The organism is Portibacter lacus, from assembly GCF_021533215.1.
Classification (GTDB): Bacteria; Bacteroidota; Bacteroidia; order Chitinophagales; family Saprospiraceae; genus Portibacter; species Portibacter lacus.
The window spans coordinates 21,052-38,157 of the sequence record NZ_JAJNKA010000009.1; the positions used below are offsets into that span (position 1 = coordinate 21,052).

The following is a 17,106-nucleotide window of genomic DNA, read 5'->3' on the forward strand; positions in this document are numbered from 1 at the left end:
ACATTAGATTTAATTGAACGACCGCTGCTAAGCAATATAGGCGTAGGCAAAATAGGGAGATAACCAGCGGCAGACTCGCTGGATGGGAAGGCCTTCGATTCCTCCAAGGAAGAAGTAACCATATAAATAAAAAAAACCTTGTAAACATGTAGTCTACAAGGTCTTATGTGTACCCCCGGGGATGAGCTAGCGTTACGAAGTAATTCTTCTGGAAGAAGAATAGGTAGTGAACGGCGAGCAAACCTCGCCGAAGGGCGGATAGTCTAGAATTTTATTAGCGTGATCCGTAAGAATTACGACAGTGTTGTAAAAGCTTGATAACCAGCGGCAGACTCGCTGGATGGGAAGGCCTTCGATTCCCCCCCAAAGAAGAAGTAACCATATAAATAAAGAAGACCTTGTAAACATGTAGTCTACAAGGTCTGATATGTACCCCCTGGGATGAGCTAGCGTTACGAAGTAATTCTTCTGGAAGAAGAATAGGTAGTGAACGGTGAGCAAACCTCGCCGAAGGGAGGATAGTATAGGATTTTGTTAGCGTGATCCGTAAGAATTACAACTGTGTTGTAACAGCTTGATAACCAGCGGCAGACCCGCTGAAAGGTAAGGCCTTCGATTCCCCCCAAAGAAGAAATAACCATATACATAAAAAAGACCTTGTAAACATGTAGTCTACAAGGTCTTATGTGTACCCCCGGGGATGAGCTAGCGTTACGAAGTAATTCTTCTGGAAGAAGAATAGGTAGTGAACGGCGAGCAAACCTCGCCGAAGGGCGGATAGTATAGGATTTTATTAGCGTGATCCGTAAGGATTACAACAGTGTTGTAACAGCTTGATAACCAGCGGCAGACTCGCTGGAAGGTAAGGCCTTCGATTCCCCCCAAAGAAGAAGTAACCATATACATAAAAAAGACCTTGTAAACATGTAGTCTACAAGGTCTTATGTGTACCCCCGGGGGGAATCGAACCCCCACTCCCGAAGGAACTGGATTTTGAATCCAGCGCGTCTACCAATTCCGCCACAGGGGCGTGAAAAAATTGGACTGCAAAAATAGAAATTCTCATCTAATATTTACCTAATGGGTATATATTTTTATTTTTTGTCTTTCTAATATACCAGCTGGTACCTTAATATCTGTCGCATTATGCTTTACTCCAAGCTCCGATGACTCGCTTTAATTGAAGTTTTGACTTTTATGGGACCTCGTAGTTTAGTGCGAGCTTTCCCCTAAAACGCTGGAATATCAATTAAAAATTCAAAATGATAAGGTCGACTTTTTCCTTCTGGTAGTGGACCGATCATATACGCATTTCGAAATCCAACTGTGATCTCTGAGAAAACCGTATTATTGAACACCACATCAAATAATAAATCCACTCCCATAGACTGGAATTCGGTAGTTTCATTTTCCAGTGTAGCCTTATTATAATTGTGGAACAATACAGAATTAACTCTCTTAAAGTACATGAAGTCTGCAAATCCCCAATCCGGATAGGCAATCGGCATCCCATAGTAAGTATTCGCACTCCAAATATTATCATACTTAATTGATTCAAAGCCAGGCGCATATTTGAATTGGTCTATTAAATCCGTGCGGTCTTCAGCAAAATCATTCTTTAATGCGTAATCAATTTCAAACTTGAATCCATGATTTCTATGAAAGCCAGGAACGTAAAAATCATTGACCATATTAAAAGCATTATGCGAATCATTAAATCGTTGCCTATTTAAAATTGTTCCTGAATACCCCCAGCGCGGATAATAATTCTGAGTCGATAATAACCTTCTGTGAGTAAAGGATACAGAATTATTCAATGTTGTTTCTTGTTGATTAAATTCCTCATCCGTTCCGTCTACTTCTAGATGGGTAAAGGTTTGTGACAAGGAATTAGAGAATCTAAGTGAAGTGATGTAAGTCCCTTTTGTAAGATTCAATGGAATGATGAAGCCAGGCCTGATGGTATGTTGACTTACAATGAAGGTTCTGTCGCCATCCTGAGACACGACTCTCCTTGGAAGTGCACCCGAATAAGCCAATTGGTAAATAGGGAACCACCGACCGTAATTAACGCTAAGATCTACAAATGAACTTTCTGTATTAAAATTATAACGATAGGAAGGTTGAATCGATACATTGTTAATTATATTATCCGAAAATAAAGTAGTAGAAAACTCTGGACCTCCATCGTAGAGTAACCATGAATGTGGATTAAACAATTTTGCGGTTCTCGGATACTTAGAAACTACGAATTGCTCGTTAGGAACATCGTCTAAAATGTCATTTGGCTCTAAGTGGTCTGTTTTAAGGTAGTAGGGTAGGTCAATTTTTCTATCCGTTTTGATGGTTTGTAAATTAGTCATATCGACTGCTATCTCATGGAGTAACCACCCTCTGCTGTGCGGGCGAGTTGCAACTAATTTACCATCATGAATATTACTTGGATTATACATCCCTATCGGATCATTACTAATCTTTTTAATAGATTTAGTTTTTAAATCCATGGCATAAACTTGATCAGTGCTCCCATAATTCGCTTGATATATCAGGTGACCGTCACTAACTTTCAGTCGTCCGAAAACTACTTTATCCCATGGTGTAAGCATCGTAATCGAGCCATCCATCCCTATTTCACCAAGAGCATAGTTTTGATTCTCCTTTATGATAGCGTATATCGACTTTCCATTTTCACTTTGGATTGGATATAGGAATTGCTTTGTTTTACTTTTGACAATGGACAGCATGGCGTTATTCTCCATGTTCATCATAGAAATACCTGATTCAATGCCAGAGTAAGCATTGACAAATATTAAATTTTTTCCATCATTACTAAAAGAAGGTGAAAAATACGCCTTGCCACGTCCTATGATTCTCTTCTCATCTTTTGCTTCATCATAAAGAATAATATTCGAATAATTTTGATTGCCAGCTCTGATATCTCTTTGTAATTCTGACCATACGTATAGATTTTTATGCTTATTGAAATATCGATCTAGGATTAAACCTTGATACGTTATTCGTTTGTGGTTTCCATCTTTGTCATACTTGTATATTCCATTGATATCTTGTCGATCACCATAGATGAAATAAAGCTCTCCGTTTTTATCAATAATTGGGTTGTCGTAAGTCACGACATCCCCTTTTTTATCGCTAGTGATTACTATTGAATTTCCAGGTTCGCTCGGAATAGAAGCTTTGAGCTTGGAACTAGCATTGAAATAATGGTCCTTTATTTTTGTCCCTGTAACTCGCTTAACAGCCTTGCGAAAAGGATAGATTATACCTTTGAATCGGGCAGCCTGGCTGGTTATTGTGTCAAAATGAACGTTGTCGTGCTCTCTTCGGATTTCTGAAAGGATTAAGTAACCAGTATTGTAATGATTCGGAACAAAGTCTTTAAACGAACCATTCATCGCCTTCATATAGGAATATTCCACACCTTCTAACTGCTGGGCACGCTGGAAAGCTGTAAATGATGGAACTCTACCTCGCCCTCCACTGCTTAATGCTGTTTCTGTAATGGTTGCATCACCTTCGACGAACCAAGCTGGTGCGGTGACACCAATTATGCCTCCCCATCCATAATCGCCAAATAACCAGTAAATTAAGTGGCCGATTCCTCTTTTAGCATTTACAAATTGGTTCGTATGTCTGTATTCATGAATAGCTAACTGGTCCACCCAGTCGACGCTTGATTCTTCCCACGTGTCCTGTGGCGCTTGCATAAAGAACTCAGACTTGTATGGTGCAATTTGTGCATATCCATTACTAATTGCATCATTGTTTCTTAGGATGATGTCAACTTTCTTTCTCTTTTTACCTAGAAGGCCAACATCTTTATTGTTCATATAGTGAATAATATTCACTACTCTTTGCGCCTTATCTTCTAATGAATCTGGAAAAATGACCCTTACTTTTTCTGTATTTATTTGCTTCCATTTAACTTTTGATGAGTACCCACCGAACGACGATTGAGCAACGGAAGAGAACGTTAATAAAGTAAATAATAAAGCAACGATCTTTTCCATTTGATAAAGTTTCATGGCTTGAAATTATGTATAATATTTTAAATAATAGAAAGATGAGTAGATACTAAATTCAGTAATGAAGCTAGAATTGATGACCTAAACCTTAAGATGCAGTGAAATGGGACATGATTCACCTAATCCCCCCTCTAATTGTTATGTAAACCCCACTTGTTTTGGTCTATTATTTGGCATATTTGACTTCATTAGTAGTAATCACTTTTGGGAAATATATGAATAGAGTAATAATAGTTGTAATTGGTTTTTTATCCATCATTTCATGTGAGAGATATCCAGATATAGGGTCAGATTCTAAAGCTACAAAGGAAACTAAAAAGTTGTATGCGAAATTGCATACGCTTTCAGATAAAGGGATCATGGTGGGGCACCAAGATGCGCTTGCTTATGGAGTAGGTTGGCGAGGTGAGCAGGATAGATGTGATATGCATCAAGCTTCTGGCAAATTTCCTGGAGTGGTAGGTTATGATATTGGTCATATTTTTCAGTCCAAAAATATTAATAGCATTCCGTTTGATACCATTATTAATTTGATGGCAGCATTTCATGAAAAGGGAGGAGTTAACACCATTTGTTGGCATATGAAGAACCCTTATACTGGAGGGAGCTCTTGGGACACAACAATGGTCGCAGCAGATATATTGCCAGGCGGAGAGAAGCATAACGACTTCCTAGAAAAGCTAGAAAAAGCAGCAACGTTTTTTAACAAATGCAAAATTGATGGTAAACATTTTCCGATTATTTTCAGACCATTTCATGAGCACAACGGCGATTGGTTTTGGTGGGGCAGGGGAATCGTTTCAGAGGAAGAATATATTTCTTTGTTCAGATTTATGGCGGATTACTTCAAAAACACGCATGATATTCATCATTTGATCTACGCATTTTCACCAGATCAGAGTAGATTTTATAATAAAACAGATACGCTCGATTATTTATATGGTTATCCTGGGGATGATTATGTAGATATTTTAGGCATTGATAACTATGCGGATATGCCAGTAAGTGAAAGTGATTCCATCAATGAAGTAGCTATTAATAATTACGTCGCAACCTTAGAGTTGATTACTGAAATAGCAGCAGAAAAAGGAAAAATAGCGGCACTTACGGAAACGGGATTTGAAGGTGTGAAGGATGCGGAGTGGTTTACTAAAAGAATATTAAATCCAATTCTCACTTCGGAAAAGTCGCGTAGATTGTCCTATATGGTTTTCTGGAGAAATGATAATCCGAAGCACCATTACATGGTATATCCTGGACACATGGCCCAGTCCGATTTCCAAAAATTTGTAGATAATCCTTTGATGTTGACACTCGAAGATTTATAAATTGATCTTATTCAGAAGGACACTACTCTAAAATTGACCGTTTAGCTATATATTAACCATATGAAGAAACTGCGAATTATCTACCTACTCATGCTATCTGGATTTTTCAGTGTAGTGTATGGCCAATCTCCTGAAATAAAGATGGTGGAAATCGTCATTGAAAATGTGGAACGCTTTGAGAAATTCGAAGTGCTGGTTGAGGTTAATGCTAGTTATGACAATCCCTATGATTATGAGGAAGTATCACTAAAAGCTTTCTTCGAAAAACCAGATGGTACGATTGATAGCATTGATGGTTTCTACACTCAGCAGTTATCGATTAACACGACATCTGGAAATGTACTCAATACCGGACCTGGAGTATTTAAAGTGAGATACGCACCTTATTATGCAGGTGCTCACACTTTTACCATGTCCCTTCAGGATAGCATCGGCAGTGTAATTTCCGAAACCTATTCTTTTAATTGTATATCGAATACAGCGGAACCGGAAAGAGGTTTTGTAAGAATGGGCGAATCGAATTACCTGGAGTTTGATAATGCGGAGCAATACATTCCGATAGGTGAAAATATTGCATGGCAGCAAAATAACGCTTATCACAATTATAATGAATGGGTAGAAGCTCTTAGTGATCATGGAGGTAATTTTCTCAGATTATGGCATGCACATTGGGGACTTGGAATCGAGTGGATTCCTGGATGGAACAATCACCTTGGACTTAAGCGGTATAATCAAGTTGCAAGTACTTATCAAGATTGGCTATATGACTACTGTGGAGAAAAAGGTGTGTATGTAATGCTCGCTCTTCAGCATCATGGTCAAGTGTCCACATTGGTTAATCCGAACTGGAATGATAATCCATACAACATAAAGAATGGCGGTCCGCTTTCGAATACGTGGGAGTTCTTTACAAATGAAGAGGCGATAGCATTGACCAAAAATAGACTAAGATATATCGTGGCAAGGTGGGGATATGCTCGAAGTATTATGAGCTGGGAATTATTCAATGAAGTGGAATGGACGGACAACTTTGCACAAAACAAGGAAGAAATTATCGATTGGCACATAGAAATGGCCAATTTTATCCGTGGTATCGATGTGTACAATCACTTGATAACGACAAGTTTCGCGCATGAATCCGATGTAGATCGACTTTGGGGAGATACGAGCATGGATTTCACGCAGATTCATTATTATAATAATTCCAGCGACATCCATTCTGCATTGGTTGCTGAAAGCAAAGAGCAATTGCTGAAATATGAAAAACCAGTTCTTGTTGGAGAATTTGGATTAGGTGGTAGCAGCTCGATTGCGGAAGATGATTTAGATGGAGTACATATTCATAATGCCATTTGGTCTACCTTCTTAGGTGGGTCGATGGGAACGGCAATGTCTTGGTGGTGGGAAAGTTACATTCATCCGAGCGACTTGTACTATCATTTTGATGGACCTGCAATTTTGGAAGGCGAAATCAAATTTAGTGAGGATGAGATGGTGCCACATGAATCGAAAGTGATTAATGCACCTACTGATCTGGTTTTTCAGCCAACCATTAACTGGGGTCAACTTGCAGATACGATTATCAAGGTAGATAATGGGTTGATAACTCCAGCAAGCCCAGCATTAAGTTCTTTCCTGTATGGATCGTCTTATAATACCCAATTCCGGTCGCCACCCACTTTTGAAATCACGAATACTGATTCAGGAATTTTTTCAGTAACTACGGGAAACGATACCAGTTCGATGGCTAGGATAGTGGTTTCGCTAGATGACGATGTTTTGATTGACAGTTTGGCCATTCCTAATAGCACCTATGAAATTACTGTTCCAGCGGGATTTCATAAAGTTAAAGTGGATAATACAGGCAAGGATTGGGTGTCGATAAAGGAGTATTTTATAGAAGGTCAAGGAACACAAGGTTATTCCGTTGCATTGATGGGGAAAGAGAAGTTGAGTGGTGCTGGTTGGGTTTTGAATAAAGGATATAATCATAACACGATCGGAGAAGGAGACTTACCGGATCCAGTGGAAAGTGCAAGTTTACTCATTCAAGATGTAGAAAATCTATTTTACACGGTGACTTGGTATGAAACCTTGAGCGGAGAATTGATAGGTTCTGAATTGGTGGCTGCAGTAGATCATTCCTTGATATTAGAGGTGCCCACTGTTTATTGGGATTTGGCATTTACGCTTTCTTCGGATGGACAAGTAGGAGTGGATGAAGTAGAAATTGCTCAGGTGAATATTTTTCCAAACCCCGCTCAAATTGGTCAATACGTGAATATTGCAGTAGCACATCTTCCAGGTCCATTCGATATGACTTTATTTAATGCGGAGGGAAAGCCCATTACAAATCTGAAATTAGCTTATAGGGAAGGGCGGATGAGGATCCCACGTCAGTTAAGCCCAGGGATGTATTGGTTGAAAATATCGAATGGTGAAAGTGCATCTGTTAAACCACTTGTTATCATTGACTAAGTAATTATAGACCACATGCTTGGTTATTAATGCTTTATTTTATTAGCGTTTCTAGGTCAATGTTGTCTCGCAAGTCTACTACAAAGTCTTCCTTCGAATGACTAAGGCGAATTAAAAAGGTATGCTCTTTTCTTTTATGTCAATTGAGTATAACTGCAAATTAATTCTGAATACAATTGCCTGAGAAGCCAAAAAGAAAAGGTCAAGATTTTTCAATCCTGACCTTCTCACACTTAAAAGATATTATAATTAAAGTCGTTCAAACCTCATATTATCCAAAGATATGTTTACAACCGAACTTCCACTATTGAACGCTATTCCAAAGTCTTCATCAATAATAGAGTAATCTGGACATCCCATCTCACTTAGTGGAATGGTTACAGTAATCCAGCCCTCAGTCATATATGCACCAGTATCATTCCATGGCGCCCATGAATAGAAAAAGTCATTGTCTGAATCGCCCCTGAATCTGATTAAGAATTCACCTCCAGTGATAGGTTCTAAAACATTAATGTCAAATTTCAATACGTAGTCATTGATATTGCTTCCGACGGTAGCTCCAGGGAAATTGTTCGCCCCATTTCTAAAGAAAAATGCATTCCAGTCGGTTAAGTCACCATTTATCCTAGCATATGAAGTTCCGTCGATGCTTAAGTCTTCATCATTTTCTACTCCACCTACATTTCCATCATTGATAACTCCCCACCAACTGTCCTTTCCAGTTCCGTTAAAATCAAAGAAAACTAAGCTTTCATCCTGAACAGGATCTACACCTTGGAAATTGATGATCGGAGAAGTTGTTGATTCTCCTTCGAAAGTGATAAAAGTAATCACCCCAAAACCTTTTTTTACATCATTAGGAACAACTACCTGAAGCATCGTTGCAGTTTTAATTCCAAATTGAGTTGCGTACACGTTTTCTGGGAAGATAACATCTGTCGCCAGGTCTAATTTCTCTCCGATTAATGTAATCAGTGTTCCGGGTTTCGCATTTTCTGGATACTCCGTGATCGTCGGTACATTCGAAGCAATTATTTCAAGTTCGTTTTCAGAACTAATCACAGTGCCATTCATCGTAGCGAGAGAAATTATTCCAGTGAGCGTTCCAGATGGAACGGTTACCGTGATTTCCTCATTACTCACTAAAGATGGTGATGCGGCATTCCCACCTTCAAAACTCACAGACGATACTAAATCTAGATCAGTTCCTAGAATAGTAAGGTCCTCATTTGCTTTTATCGCTTCAGGACTTATCGAAGTGATCGTAGGTGCGATAAGTGCTAATGGTGCTGCACTTGATACGGACTTTCCAGCCGCTGTTCCTAGGGTAACATTACCTTCTATTGTTTCTAGAGGAAGGGTTGCCACTAATTCATCAATTTTCTTACTTACAATTGTTCCTGCTAAGTCTCCTCCGAATGTAATGCTGGTCACAAGGTCTAAGTCTGTTCCAGTAATAGTTACATCAGTTCCCGGTTTAGCAGGATCTGGTGCAATAGTGGAAATGACAGGGACAACCATGGTGACTGGTGATGTAGAGGCTACTTCTACAGTTGAAGCAACGACACCTTTTATTTCTCCATCTTCCGCAGCTTCGGGGACGATCACTTTGATTTCTGTGGCAGACTGAGCAGTGAATTCACTTACTTTATGATTACCTGGAAAGATGAGTTCCTTTACTAAATCAAGATCACTACCGCTTATTGTTAATTCCGCTCCGGCTTTCACTGTCTGAGGTGCTAATCCTGAAAGTACTGGTAAAGTAACTACGAAATCCGTCTCAGAGGAAACTAAAATCGGATCTTCCATAGCATTTGATATAACGATCGATCCAGTTTGTGCGTCAAGTGGTACATAGACTTCTAGGGCAGTTTGAGTTTGACTGATAAATGCATCTTTTAAAACGACTTTTGCATCTTTGAAAATAACTTCTCCTATCAGATTTAAGTAAGTCCCAGAAATGGTGATTTTCTCTCCTGGTCTAGCTTCTGCAGGTGTGATACTAGTGATCACAATCGGCTCCGAAATCGTAAGGAGTGACTTAGATACTATATCGCCTTGAGGTGTTTTCAATGTTACCTTTCCATCCACAGTTGCTTCAGGTACCGTTAAGGTAATCTTAGTTGCCGCTTTCGAATTAAAATTGGTAACCGATACATTATCCGGTAATACTATTTCTGTAACCTTATCTAGATTTCGACCAATGAACTGGAGTTCTCCACCACGTAAAACTGGTGATGGACCGAAACTGGATAATTCTATTTTATTAGGATCTATTTCATCTTCTGGATCGTCTTTCTGACAAGAATATATAGTCAGAGATAAAGTACTTAGAAGCAAGAAATAGAGTGCGTATTTCTTTATATTGATTCTTTTCATCATATTATTTTTATCTAATTGATTTTTAATTGTTTGGGACGATTCTCAGATTGTCAATTGCTATCAAAATTGGCGTACTATTTTCTGCTGGACCGAAGACCATCATGGTAATATTCGTCAATGCTGAAATATCAGCAATCTTTCGATCTTCATCATCATTTCCTGTATTGTGATTAAATGCAGAAAGTGGAATAGAAATCGTTTGCCAGCCGTCTGTTGTGTATGGTCCATTCTCGAAAGGTGCCCATCTATAAATAGCGACATCACCTTCATCTCTACCGTGATTAGGAATGTAAGGTCCGAAAAACATTTCCATTCTCACATCTTGCCATGGAATCGGAACATTAACTTCGAAACGGAAATCTAGGTTATCTGTAAGTCCATTAGCTAAAGGAATATTTCCTCTGCCATTAGGAGCCCAATATTGCATCGTCATTTCATTAACCCATGCCCACGCGCCATGATCACCACTTTGGAAGTAGGCAAAATTGCCATCTACTGGTGTGATACCTGCCACATCATCATATCCAATTTTAGCAGTCCATGTTTCATGAATTTTAGTATCATAATCTAATATGATGTTTCGATTATCTCTGAACAAGAAAGCAGATTTAGCCTTTCCGAAATTAGTGCTAATTTCAATGTTGCCAGGTTCAGAGCCTTCTGGCACAATGACTTGAATCTTGTTTTTCTCTATGCTAGTAACAACTCCTTCTTTACCACCTGGAAAAGTTACAGTCATTGGTTCGAAAAAGAAGTCACCGTATATTTCAGCAACTCCACCATCAGGAACAAATTCACTCTTTATGCCATCTATCTTCGGTGATGGAACATTAATACTAAAAGGGTGAGTAAGTTCAGAACCATCCGAAAAAACAAACTTGATTTCATTCGTAATCATCGTAGGTACAGCTGTAGGAACATTTACAATCACAGATTTGTCTGTTACGTAAGCTGGATTCAATAATGCCTTCTGGTCATTAAACCATAACTCTTTTGTATTTCCTAAATTGTCTCCTATAATAGCGATCAAGTTACCAAGGAATGCACCCGTTAATAAAGAGTCAGCTGCATTAGGATCTGTTATTCTGATGTAATCAACTCTTGCTGGGCCATCTTTTTCCGACAGTATATCCATGTCTACTAAGTCTTCCGTACACGAATAAATGGAAACGCCTACTATAAACAGAAATAAAGCGTAGCCTATATATTTTAAATTTTTATAATTCATTTCTTTAATTCTTTTTATTAGTTAAAATCATATTCCACAGCTGGTTCGCCAGGGACAAGAAGTGGGTTAGCTAATTGCTCTGAAGATGGAATAGGAAGATTAATATTATCTGGTCTGAAAGTCACTGTGCCACCAGCAGATGCTTCTTGCAGGATATAACCTTCTATGGAGTTTTCATCGGCTGCTTCTGGAGAATTATCTCTGTAATAAGTGAAATCTCTTTTTTGTGCAGACATCATGGCGACCATGTCCGTTGGATTTCTATAGTAAAACCGCTTAAGATCGAACCAGTACATACATTCTAAGCCAAATTCCATTCTACGTTCCCATAAAAGTTCATCGTAAGTGACTTCCGTTTTAGCGTCTAATCCTGCTCTTTCTCGTACTTTATTTAATAAGTCTAATGCCTTTCCATCTGCAGTAGAGTTGTTAGCACCCATTACAGCCTCTACATAAATCAAGTAGACATCAGCTAATCGTAATACATATTGATTGATTGCAGCTGCTTGTCCATTTGTTACTTTCCCATCATTATCTTCTGATGTTCCGACTACATATTTTTTAAGATTTACTAATGTGGCAGAAATATTTTCTAGGATGATATTTTCATCATTAGGATCGCGATTAACAAGATGATAAGTATATCCGCCTTCAGCCTTATTGATTTCAGGATAATGCTCGCCATTATACATGTAGATTTCTCTTAGTCGCTTATCACCTGGCTGAACCGCTTCTAAGAAATCTAAGGTCATAGATTTGTAACCTCCCCAAGCTTCCGTATTTCCTGTGATAATAGAACTTCTTGCCCAGTTAGCTTGACGGCTATTTCCGATGGCATAAGCACCTTCCATCCATTGCATAGCGAATAGACTTTCTTGGTTATTGTTGTGTTCTATTTTAAATAAATCAGCATAATTATCCATTAATTCTAGTCCACTATTGTCTATTACATCTTGTGCAAGGTTCTTAGCTTCCGTAAAGCTAGCAGCAGATTTTCCAGCATCCGAGGCTATAAAATACTGCCCCATAGTTAAGTAGGTTTTAGCCAGCATCCCTTTAGCTGACCATTGGGTTACCCTTCCCGGATCATTCGTAGTCGGTAAGTAATCAATCGCATAAGTTAAATCACGCGTAATAAATTCATAAATACTTTCTCTCGTGTTTTTTGGTAGAAAGATATTATTGCTAACGACTAACTCTGTAGAGTTTTCTACAATAGGAACTTCACCCCAGAATTCTGACAATAAGTAATATGCTGTCCCTCTCATAAATCTTGCTTCTGCAATTGCTTCATTGATCACATCTTGCGATATAACACCTTCAGCAAAAACAGGCATATCATTTATGATGGCATTAGAATAGGAGATTACTCTGTATAGACCATTCCATCCGTTCGAAATGTGAGTGTTTCCTTCATTGTAACTGAAATAGAAAAATTGACCTTCCTGATCATAAGTATGATATAAGTTGCCGGCTAACTCTTCTCCAGCTGTCCAGAAAAATTTATCATTGAAGTCGAACCAAGGAAATCCATATAGGGTAGCCGTAGCAGCCTTTACGTCTGTTTCACTTTTGTAATAGTTATCTAATGCTGGTCGATCTTCTATAGGTACAGTAACGAAATCTTTACCACATGAATTTGCCAGAATCAGAAAAGCTAGAATGGTTATATATTTAATATATTTTTTCATTTTTTTAGTATTTAAATTTAAAAAGTCTAGATCTAATCCAAATGTGAACATCCTCGGTGTCGGGTATCGACCCATATCTACATTCTGAAGTAAAGGGCTCTGATTAAAAGCTCCGATCTCTGGATCATATCCAGAATATTTAGTGAATGTGTAGATGTTCTGCGCATTGAAATAAACTTTTAGCCTTGAAATTTTAGCTCTTTGCGTTATCGCTCGTGGAATGGTGTAACCGATCTTTACATTTTGGATTCTTAGGTAAGAACCATTTTCGATGAATCGATCTGACATTCTATTGTTCCTGTTTGCATCGGTAGTTGTCGGTCGAGGAATATCTGTTCCTGGATTAGCTAACACGACATTGTTCGGATCAGTGTCGCTACCAGTTGGGTCGAGTAACGTGTACTGTGCTCTATCGAAAACTGTTGCCGATTGGTTGCTGAAGACATTGGTCATGCCTTCGATAACTACTCTTGAATAATTTAAGATGTCAGCTCCGTAAGATCCATGCAGATAGATTGTTGCGTCAAATGGTCCAAAATTGAAATTGTTATTGATACCATACGTGAAACTAGGATTTGGGTCTCCGATGAAAGTTTGATCTTCTACATTTATCTGTCCATCTCCATTGAGATCTTTAAACTTAACATCTCCGATCCATACGCCACCTCTTTTGTCAACAAGGTTCTGTCCGAAAGGATTTGATTCAGAAACATTACCATCACTCACTTGAACAGGGGAGTTAAGAATGTCATCTTGGTCCGTGAATAATCCATCAGTTTGGTAGCCCCAGAATTGTCCTACTGGCTGTCCAACTCTCGTCGTTGTTGCCGTCTGGAATTCAGAATACCAGTATAAATTGCTCCAATAGATTTTATCTGGATCATCTAATTCTAGCACTAAGTTTCTGTTCAAAGAGAAGGTTACATTGGTATCCCAGCCAAATTTCTTAGTGGTAACATTTCTAGTTGTTAAACCAATATCAAACCCTTTGTTTTCCATTCTTCCGACATTGATGAAAGGGGAAGCAATATCATTGTATCCTGTTCCTCCGAGATACCGTGGCACAGTAGTCTGAAGAAGCATGTCTTTTGTTTGCTTATTATATACATCAAATGTTAAGTCTATTCTGTTTCTGATGATGCTCAGATCCACTCCAACATTTAATTGGGTTGTTGTTTCCCATCCTAGTTCTGGGTTTGCAATTCTTGCAGGTCTGAAACCAAGTCCGAAAGGAGTTTGCACACTTTGCATTAAAGAGCTGAACAAACCACCTTGAATACTTTGGTTCCCAGAATTCCCGTAGCCAACTCTTAGTTTTAAGTTATCTATGATGTCAGAATCTTTAAGGAAGTCTTCCTGACTAACTCTCCAGGCGAATGAACCAGATGGGAAGTAACCCCATTTGTTGCCAGGACCGAAATTAGAAGATGCATCTGCACGATAGGTGAAAGTCATGAGATACTTTTCACTTAAGTTATAATTAAGACGAGTGTAATAAGAAAGCAATGTACTAGCACCTTGCCAAGCTCCTGGAGTTCCTACATATTCTCCTTGACTTAATAATTGAATATCATTAGAAGGTAGGTTTCTAACCGTGATATCTGAACCAGAATATCTGCTTTTTTGTGCTTCTTGTCCTAGCAGCACGGTCAGTTTCTGGTTGCTAGTGATATTTGCATCATAAGTTAGGTAGTTTTTATTTACCCAGAAAAAGCTTCGGTCGCCTCTTTGTCTTAACCTGTTTTCTCTATTTTCGATTGATCCCCATTTATAGGTAGGGTGGAATGCATTGTTAAGACTTGCATTATTATCTAGGCCAATTTCTGATCTAAGTTTTAAAGTCTTCATCAGGCTTAATTCACCGTAAAAATTAGACATCAGTCTATTTCTATCCAGTGTATTGTTTCTCTGAAGCGCTGCGGCAACCGGGTTATAGCTGGCACTAACTTCATTACTGGTAGGCCCTGCATATTCACCATTAATATCTCGCACCGCCACGTCAGGTTGCATGATTAGTGATTGGATGATAACACCATCTCCACCATCATTTAAAGTAATTCGCTCATCCGTTTTCACATACGCTAGTGATCCACCGATTTTGAACCATTCTTTAACTTTACTATCCAGGTTGATTCTAGTTGAAAATCTATTAAAGTTGGATCCGATGATGATACCATCTTGACCGAAATATCCACCAGAAATGGCGTAGCTGCTTTTATCATTGCCACCGGTAACCGAAAGTTGGTGAGACTGAGAACCAGCTCTTCTGAAAATTTCATCCTGCCAGTCAGTTCCTTCACCTAAAATGCTAGGATCCATATATCGCTGATTAAGTTGTCTTCCTAGATCAGTAGTGATTTGCTCTTGATAATTTGCGAATTGTTGCAAATCCATCATTTCTATAGATGTACCTAATTGCTGAACGCCATAATAGGCATTGTAAGAAATTTTAGATTCTCCTGCAGAACCTCTTTTCGTTGTGATGATGACGACACCATTTGCCCCCCTTGATCCGTAGATGGCAGTTGCAGATGCATCCTTCAGAACGTTTATGCTTACGATATCTGCGGGATTAATAGTAGAAAGTGGGTTAACCCTATTCTGTCCATTTGCCCCCCCTGCCCAGTCGAAACCAGCAGTGGCAGATCCATCACCTTGGAAAGGAATTCCATCGATAACATATAACGGTTCATTAGATAAAGAGATAGAATTAGAACCTCTAATCCTAATAGAAGCAGCTCCACCAGGTTGGCCAGAGTTTTGAGTTACTTGAACTCCCGGAATTCTACCTTGTAATGCTTGATCCACATTAGTGGTCATCGAGTTTTTTAATTCTTCACCAGAAATAGAACTAACGGAACCGGTAAGGTCCGATTTCCTAGAAGATCCATAACCGATGACAACAACTTCATCAATTATTTCTGATGAAAGACCTAATTGGATATCGACCACATTAGCAGAAGTAACTACTTCTTTTTTAGTGTCATAGCCAATGTAAGAGAATACTAAGGTGTCACCTTCCATAGCAGTGATACTATATTCTCCAGATACGTCAGTAAGTGTGCCAGCAAAATTTTGTCCGATAACGACAACATTCACACCGATAAGTGGAGTGTTACCATCGTCGACGACGGTGCCGGTAATGTTTTTTTGCCCAATTGAGCTTCCTATAATTCCTAAAAAGAAGAATAGGATGAGTGAGATTTTTTCCATAAAGTTTTTAATTTTTACTTATACATTTACTTACCACAAAGTAGTGCCCTGAATACTTTTTATAGAGGGGGGAATTTTTCATATTTCCCTGTTTAATACAAATAAGGGGGGCATTTATTTCATAGTACTCCTAATATAGTATCTTTCTGATTATTTCTTATAGAATAAGCATATGCCAATATAAATAAGCGGATGGTTTGTCTTGCGATATAATATTTGATTATGATGGGTTTTTGCATTTAGCGGGTTTAGCGATAATTTGAAGTTTTTCTATACAATTTTTCAGTGCATTATTTGTTTCGCCGAATAAATTAATGATCTGGGTGGGGTTGTGAAATTTTATGCTAAATTTAGTTTTCAGGAAGTTACTTTTCTGAATTTATAGCATTACGGGTTTTAATTTTAATAGGTATAATCATGGTCCATATTACTCAGCTTATTTATATTCAAGAAGGGCAAGAAGACGTTTTCCATGAATTTGAAAACGTGGCCATTCCTATAATTCTAAAATATAATGGAAGATTAACGTTACGGATTCGCCCAGACCAGACTTCCGTCATTGAACAGCATATAGAAGTACCTTATGAAATTCATTTTGTAGAGTTCGATACGGAAGAAGATTTTGAAAACTTCAAAAAGGATGATGAACGGAAGAGCATTTTACATCTAAAGGAAAAATCTATTCGATCATCTATTCTAATCCAAGGCAAGCAAATTTAGAATGATTTATAACTAAGCTGGGA

The 17,106-nt window shown here is 38.5% G+C and carries 7 protein-coding genes and 1 tRNA gene; 3 read left to right on the forward strand and 5 right to left on the reverse strand.

Translation table 11 applies throughout. The features are described from left to right. Window positions 1-948 precede the first annotated feature (948 nt). Both L2586_RS15505 and L2586_RS15510 read right to left on the reverse strand, forming a co-directional pair. A tRNA-Leu gene (locus tag L2586_RS15505) sits at window positions 949-1,030 on the reverse strand. A 199-nt stretch (window positions 1,031-1,229) separates the two neighbouring features. Then, window positions 1,230-4,043: a TolB-like translocation protein gene (locus L2586_RS15510; RefSeq protein ID WP_235293839.1), complete on the reverse strand. Its 2,814-nt coding sequence runs from the start codon at window positions 4,041-4,043 to the stop codon at window positions 1,230-1,232. A gap of 215 nt (window positions 4,044-4,258) precedes the next feature. Here L2586_RS15510 and L2586_RS15515 point away from each other — a divergent pair, with 215 nt between their 5' ends. Beyond that, the gene (locus L2586_RS15515; protein WP_235293840.1) at window positions 4,259-5,371 is read left to right on the forward strand and encodes a glycoside hydrolase family 26 protein; all 1,113 of its coding nucleotides are present in this window, start codon (window positions 4,259-4,261) and stop codon (window positions 5,369-5,371) included. A gap of 60 nt (window positions 5,372-5,431) precedes the next feature. Next, window positions 5,432-7,849: a DUF5060 domain-containing protein gene (locus L2586_RS15520; protein ID WP_235293841.1), complete on the forward strand. Its 2,418-nt coding sequence runs from the start codon at window positions 5,432-5,434 to the stop codon at window positions 7,847-7,849. Window positions 7,850-8,098: 249 nt separating this feature from the next. Here L2586_RS15520 and L2586_RS15525 read toward each other — a convergent pair whose 3' ends face one another. The 3 genes from L2586_RS15525 to L2586_RS15535 are packed head-to-tail and all read right to left on the reverse strand — an operon-like array spanning window position 8,099 to window position 16,363. After that, entirely contained in the window at window positions 8,099-10,228 is a 2,130-nt protein-coding gene (locus L2586_RS15525) for a glycan-binding surface protein (protein ID WP_235293842.1), read from the reverse strand. 25 nt (window positions 10,229-10,253) lie between these two features. Next, window positions 10,254-11,459: a glycan-binding surface protein gene (locus tag L2586_RS15530; protein WP_235293843.1), complete on the reverse strand. Its 1,206-nt coding sequence runs from the start codon at window positions 11,457-11,459 to the stop codon at window positions 10,254-10,256. A gap of 17 nt (window positions 11,460-11,476) precedes the next feature. Continuing rightward, window positions 11,477-16,363 (reverse strand): SusC/RagA family TonB-linked outer membrane protein, encoded by a 4,887-nt coding sequence (locus L2586_RS15535; RefSeq protein WP_235293844.1) that lies wholly within the window; start codon window positions 16,361-16,363, stop codon window positions 11,477-11,479. Between the two features lie 417 nt (window positions 16,364-16,780). Here L2586_RS15535 and L2586_RS15540 point away from each other — a divergent pair, with 417 nt between their 5' ends. Continuing rightward, window positions 16,781-17,083 carry a DUF1330 domain-containing protein gene (locus L2586_RS15540; protein ID WP_235293845.1) on the forward strand — a complete coding sequence of 101 codons (303 nt, stop codon included), beginning with the start codon at window positions 16,781-16,783 and terminating at the stop codon, window positions 17,081-17,083. Window positions 17,084-17,106 lie beyond the last annotated feature (23 nt).

Excerpts from the sequence above, each read along its gene's own strand:
- L2586_RS15510 (WP_235293839.1), bottom strand. The coding sequence starts at position 4,043 with ATGAAACTTTATCAAATGGAAAAGATCGTTGCTTTATTATTTACTTTA.
- L2586_RS15515 (WP_235293840.1), top strand. The coding sequence starts at position 4,259 with ATGAATAGAGTAATAATAGTTGTAATTGGTTTTTTATCCATCATTTCA.
- L2586_RS15520 (WP_235293841.1), top strand. The coding sequence starts at position 5,432 with ATGAAGAAACTGCGAATTATCTACCTACTCATGCTATCTGGATTTTTC.
- L2586_RS15525 (WP_235293842.1), bottom strand. The coding sequence starts at position 10,228 with ATGAAAAGAATCAATATAAAGAAATACGCACTCTATTTCTTGCTTCTA.
- L2586_RS15530 (WP_235293843.1), bottom strand. The coding sequence starts at position 11,459 with ATGAATTATAAAAATTTAAAATATATAGGCTACGCTTTATTTCTGTTT.
- L2586_RS15535 (WP_235293844.1), bottom strand. The coding sequence starts at position 16,363 with ATGGAAAAAATCTCACTCATCCTATTCTTCTTTTTAGGAATTATAGGA.
- L2586_RS15540 (WP_235293845.1), top strand. The coding sequence starts at position 16,781 with ATGGTCCATATTACTCAGCTTATTTATATTCAAGAAGGGCAAGAAGAC.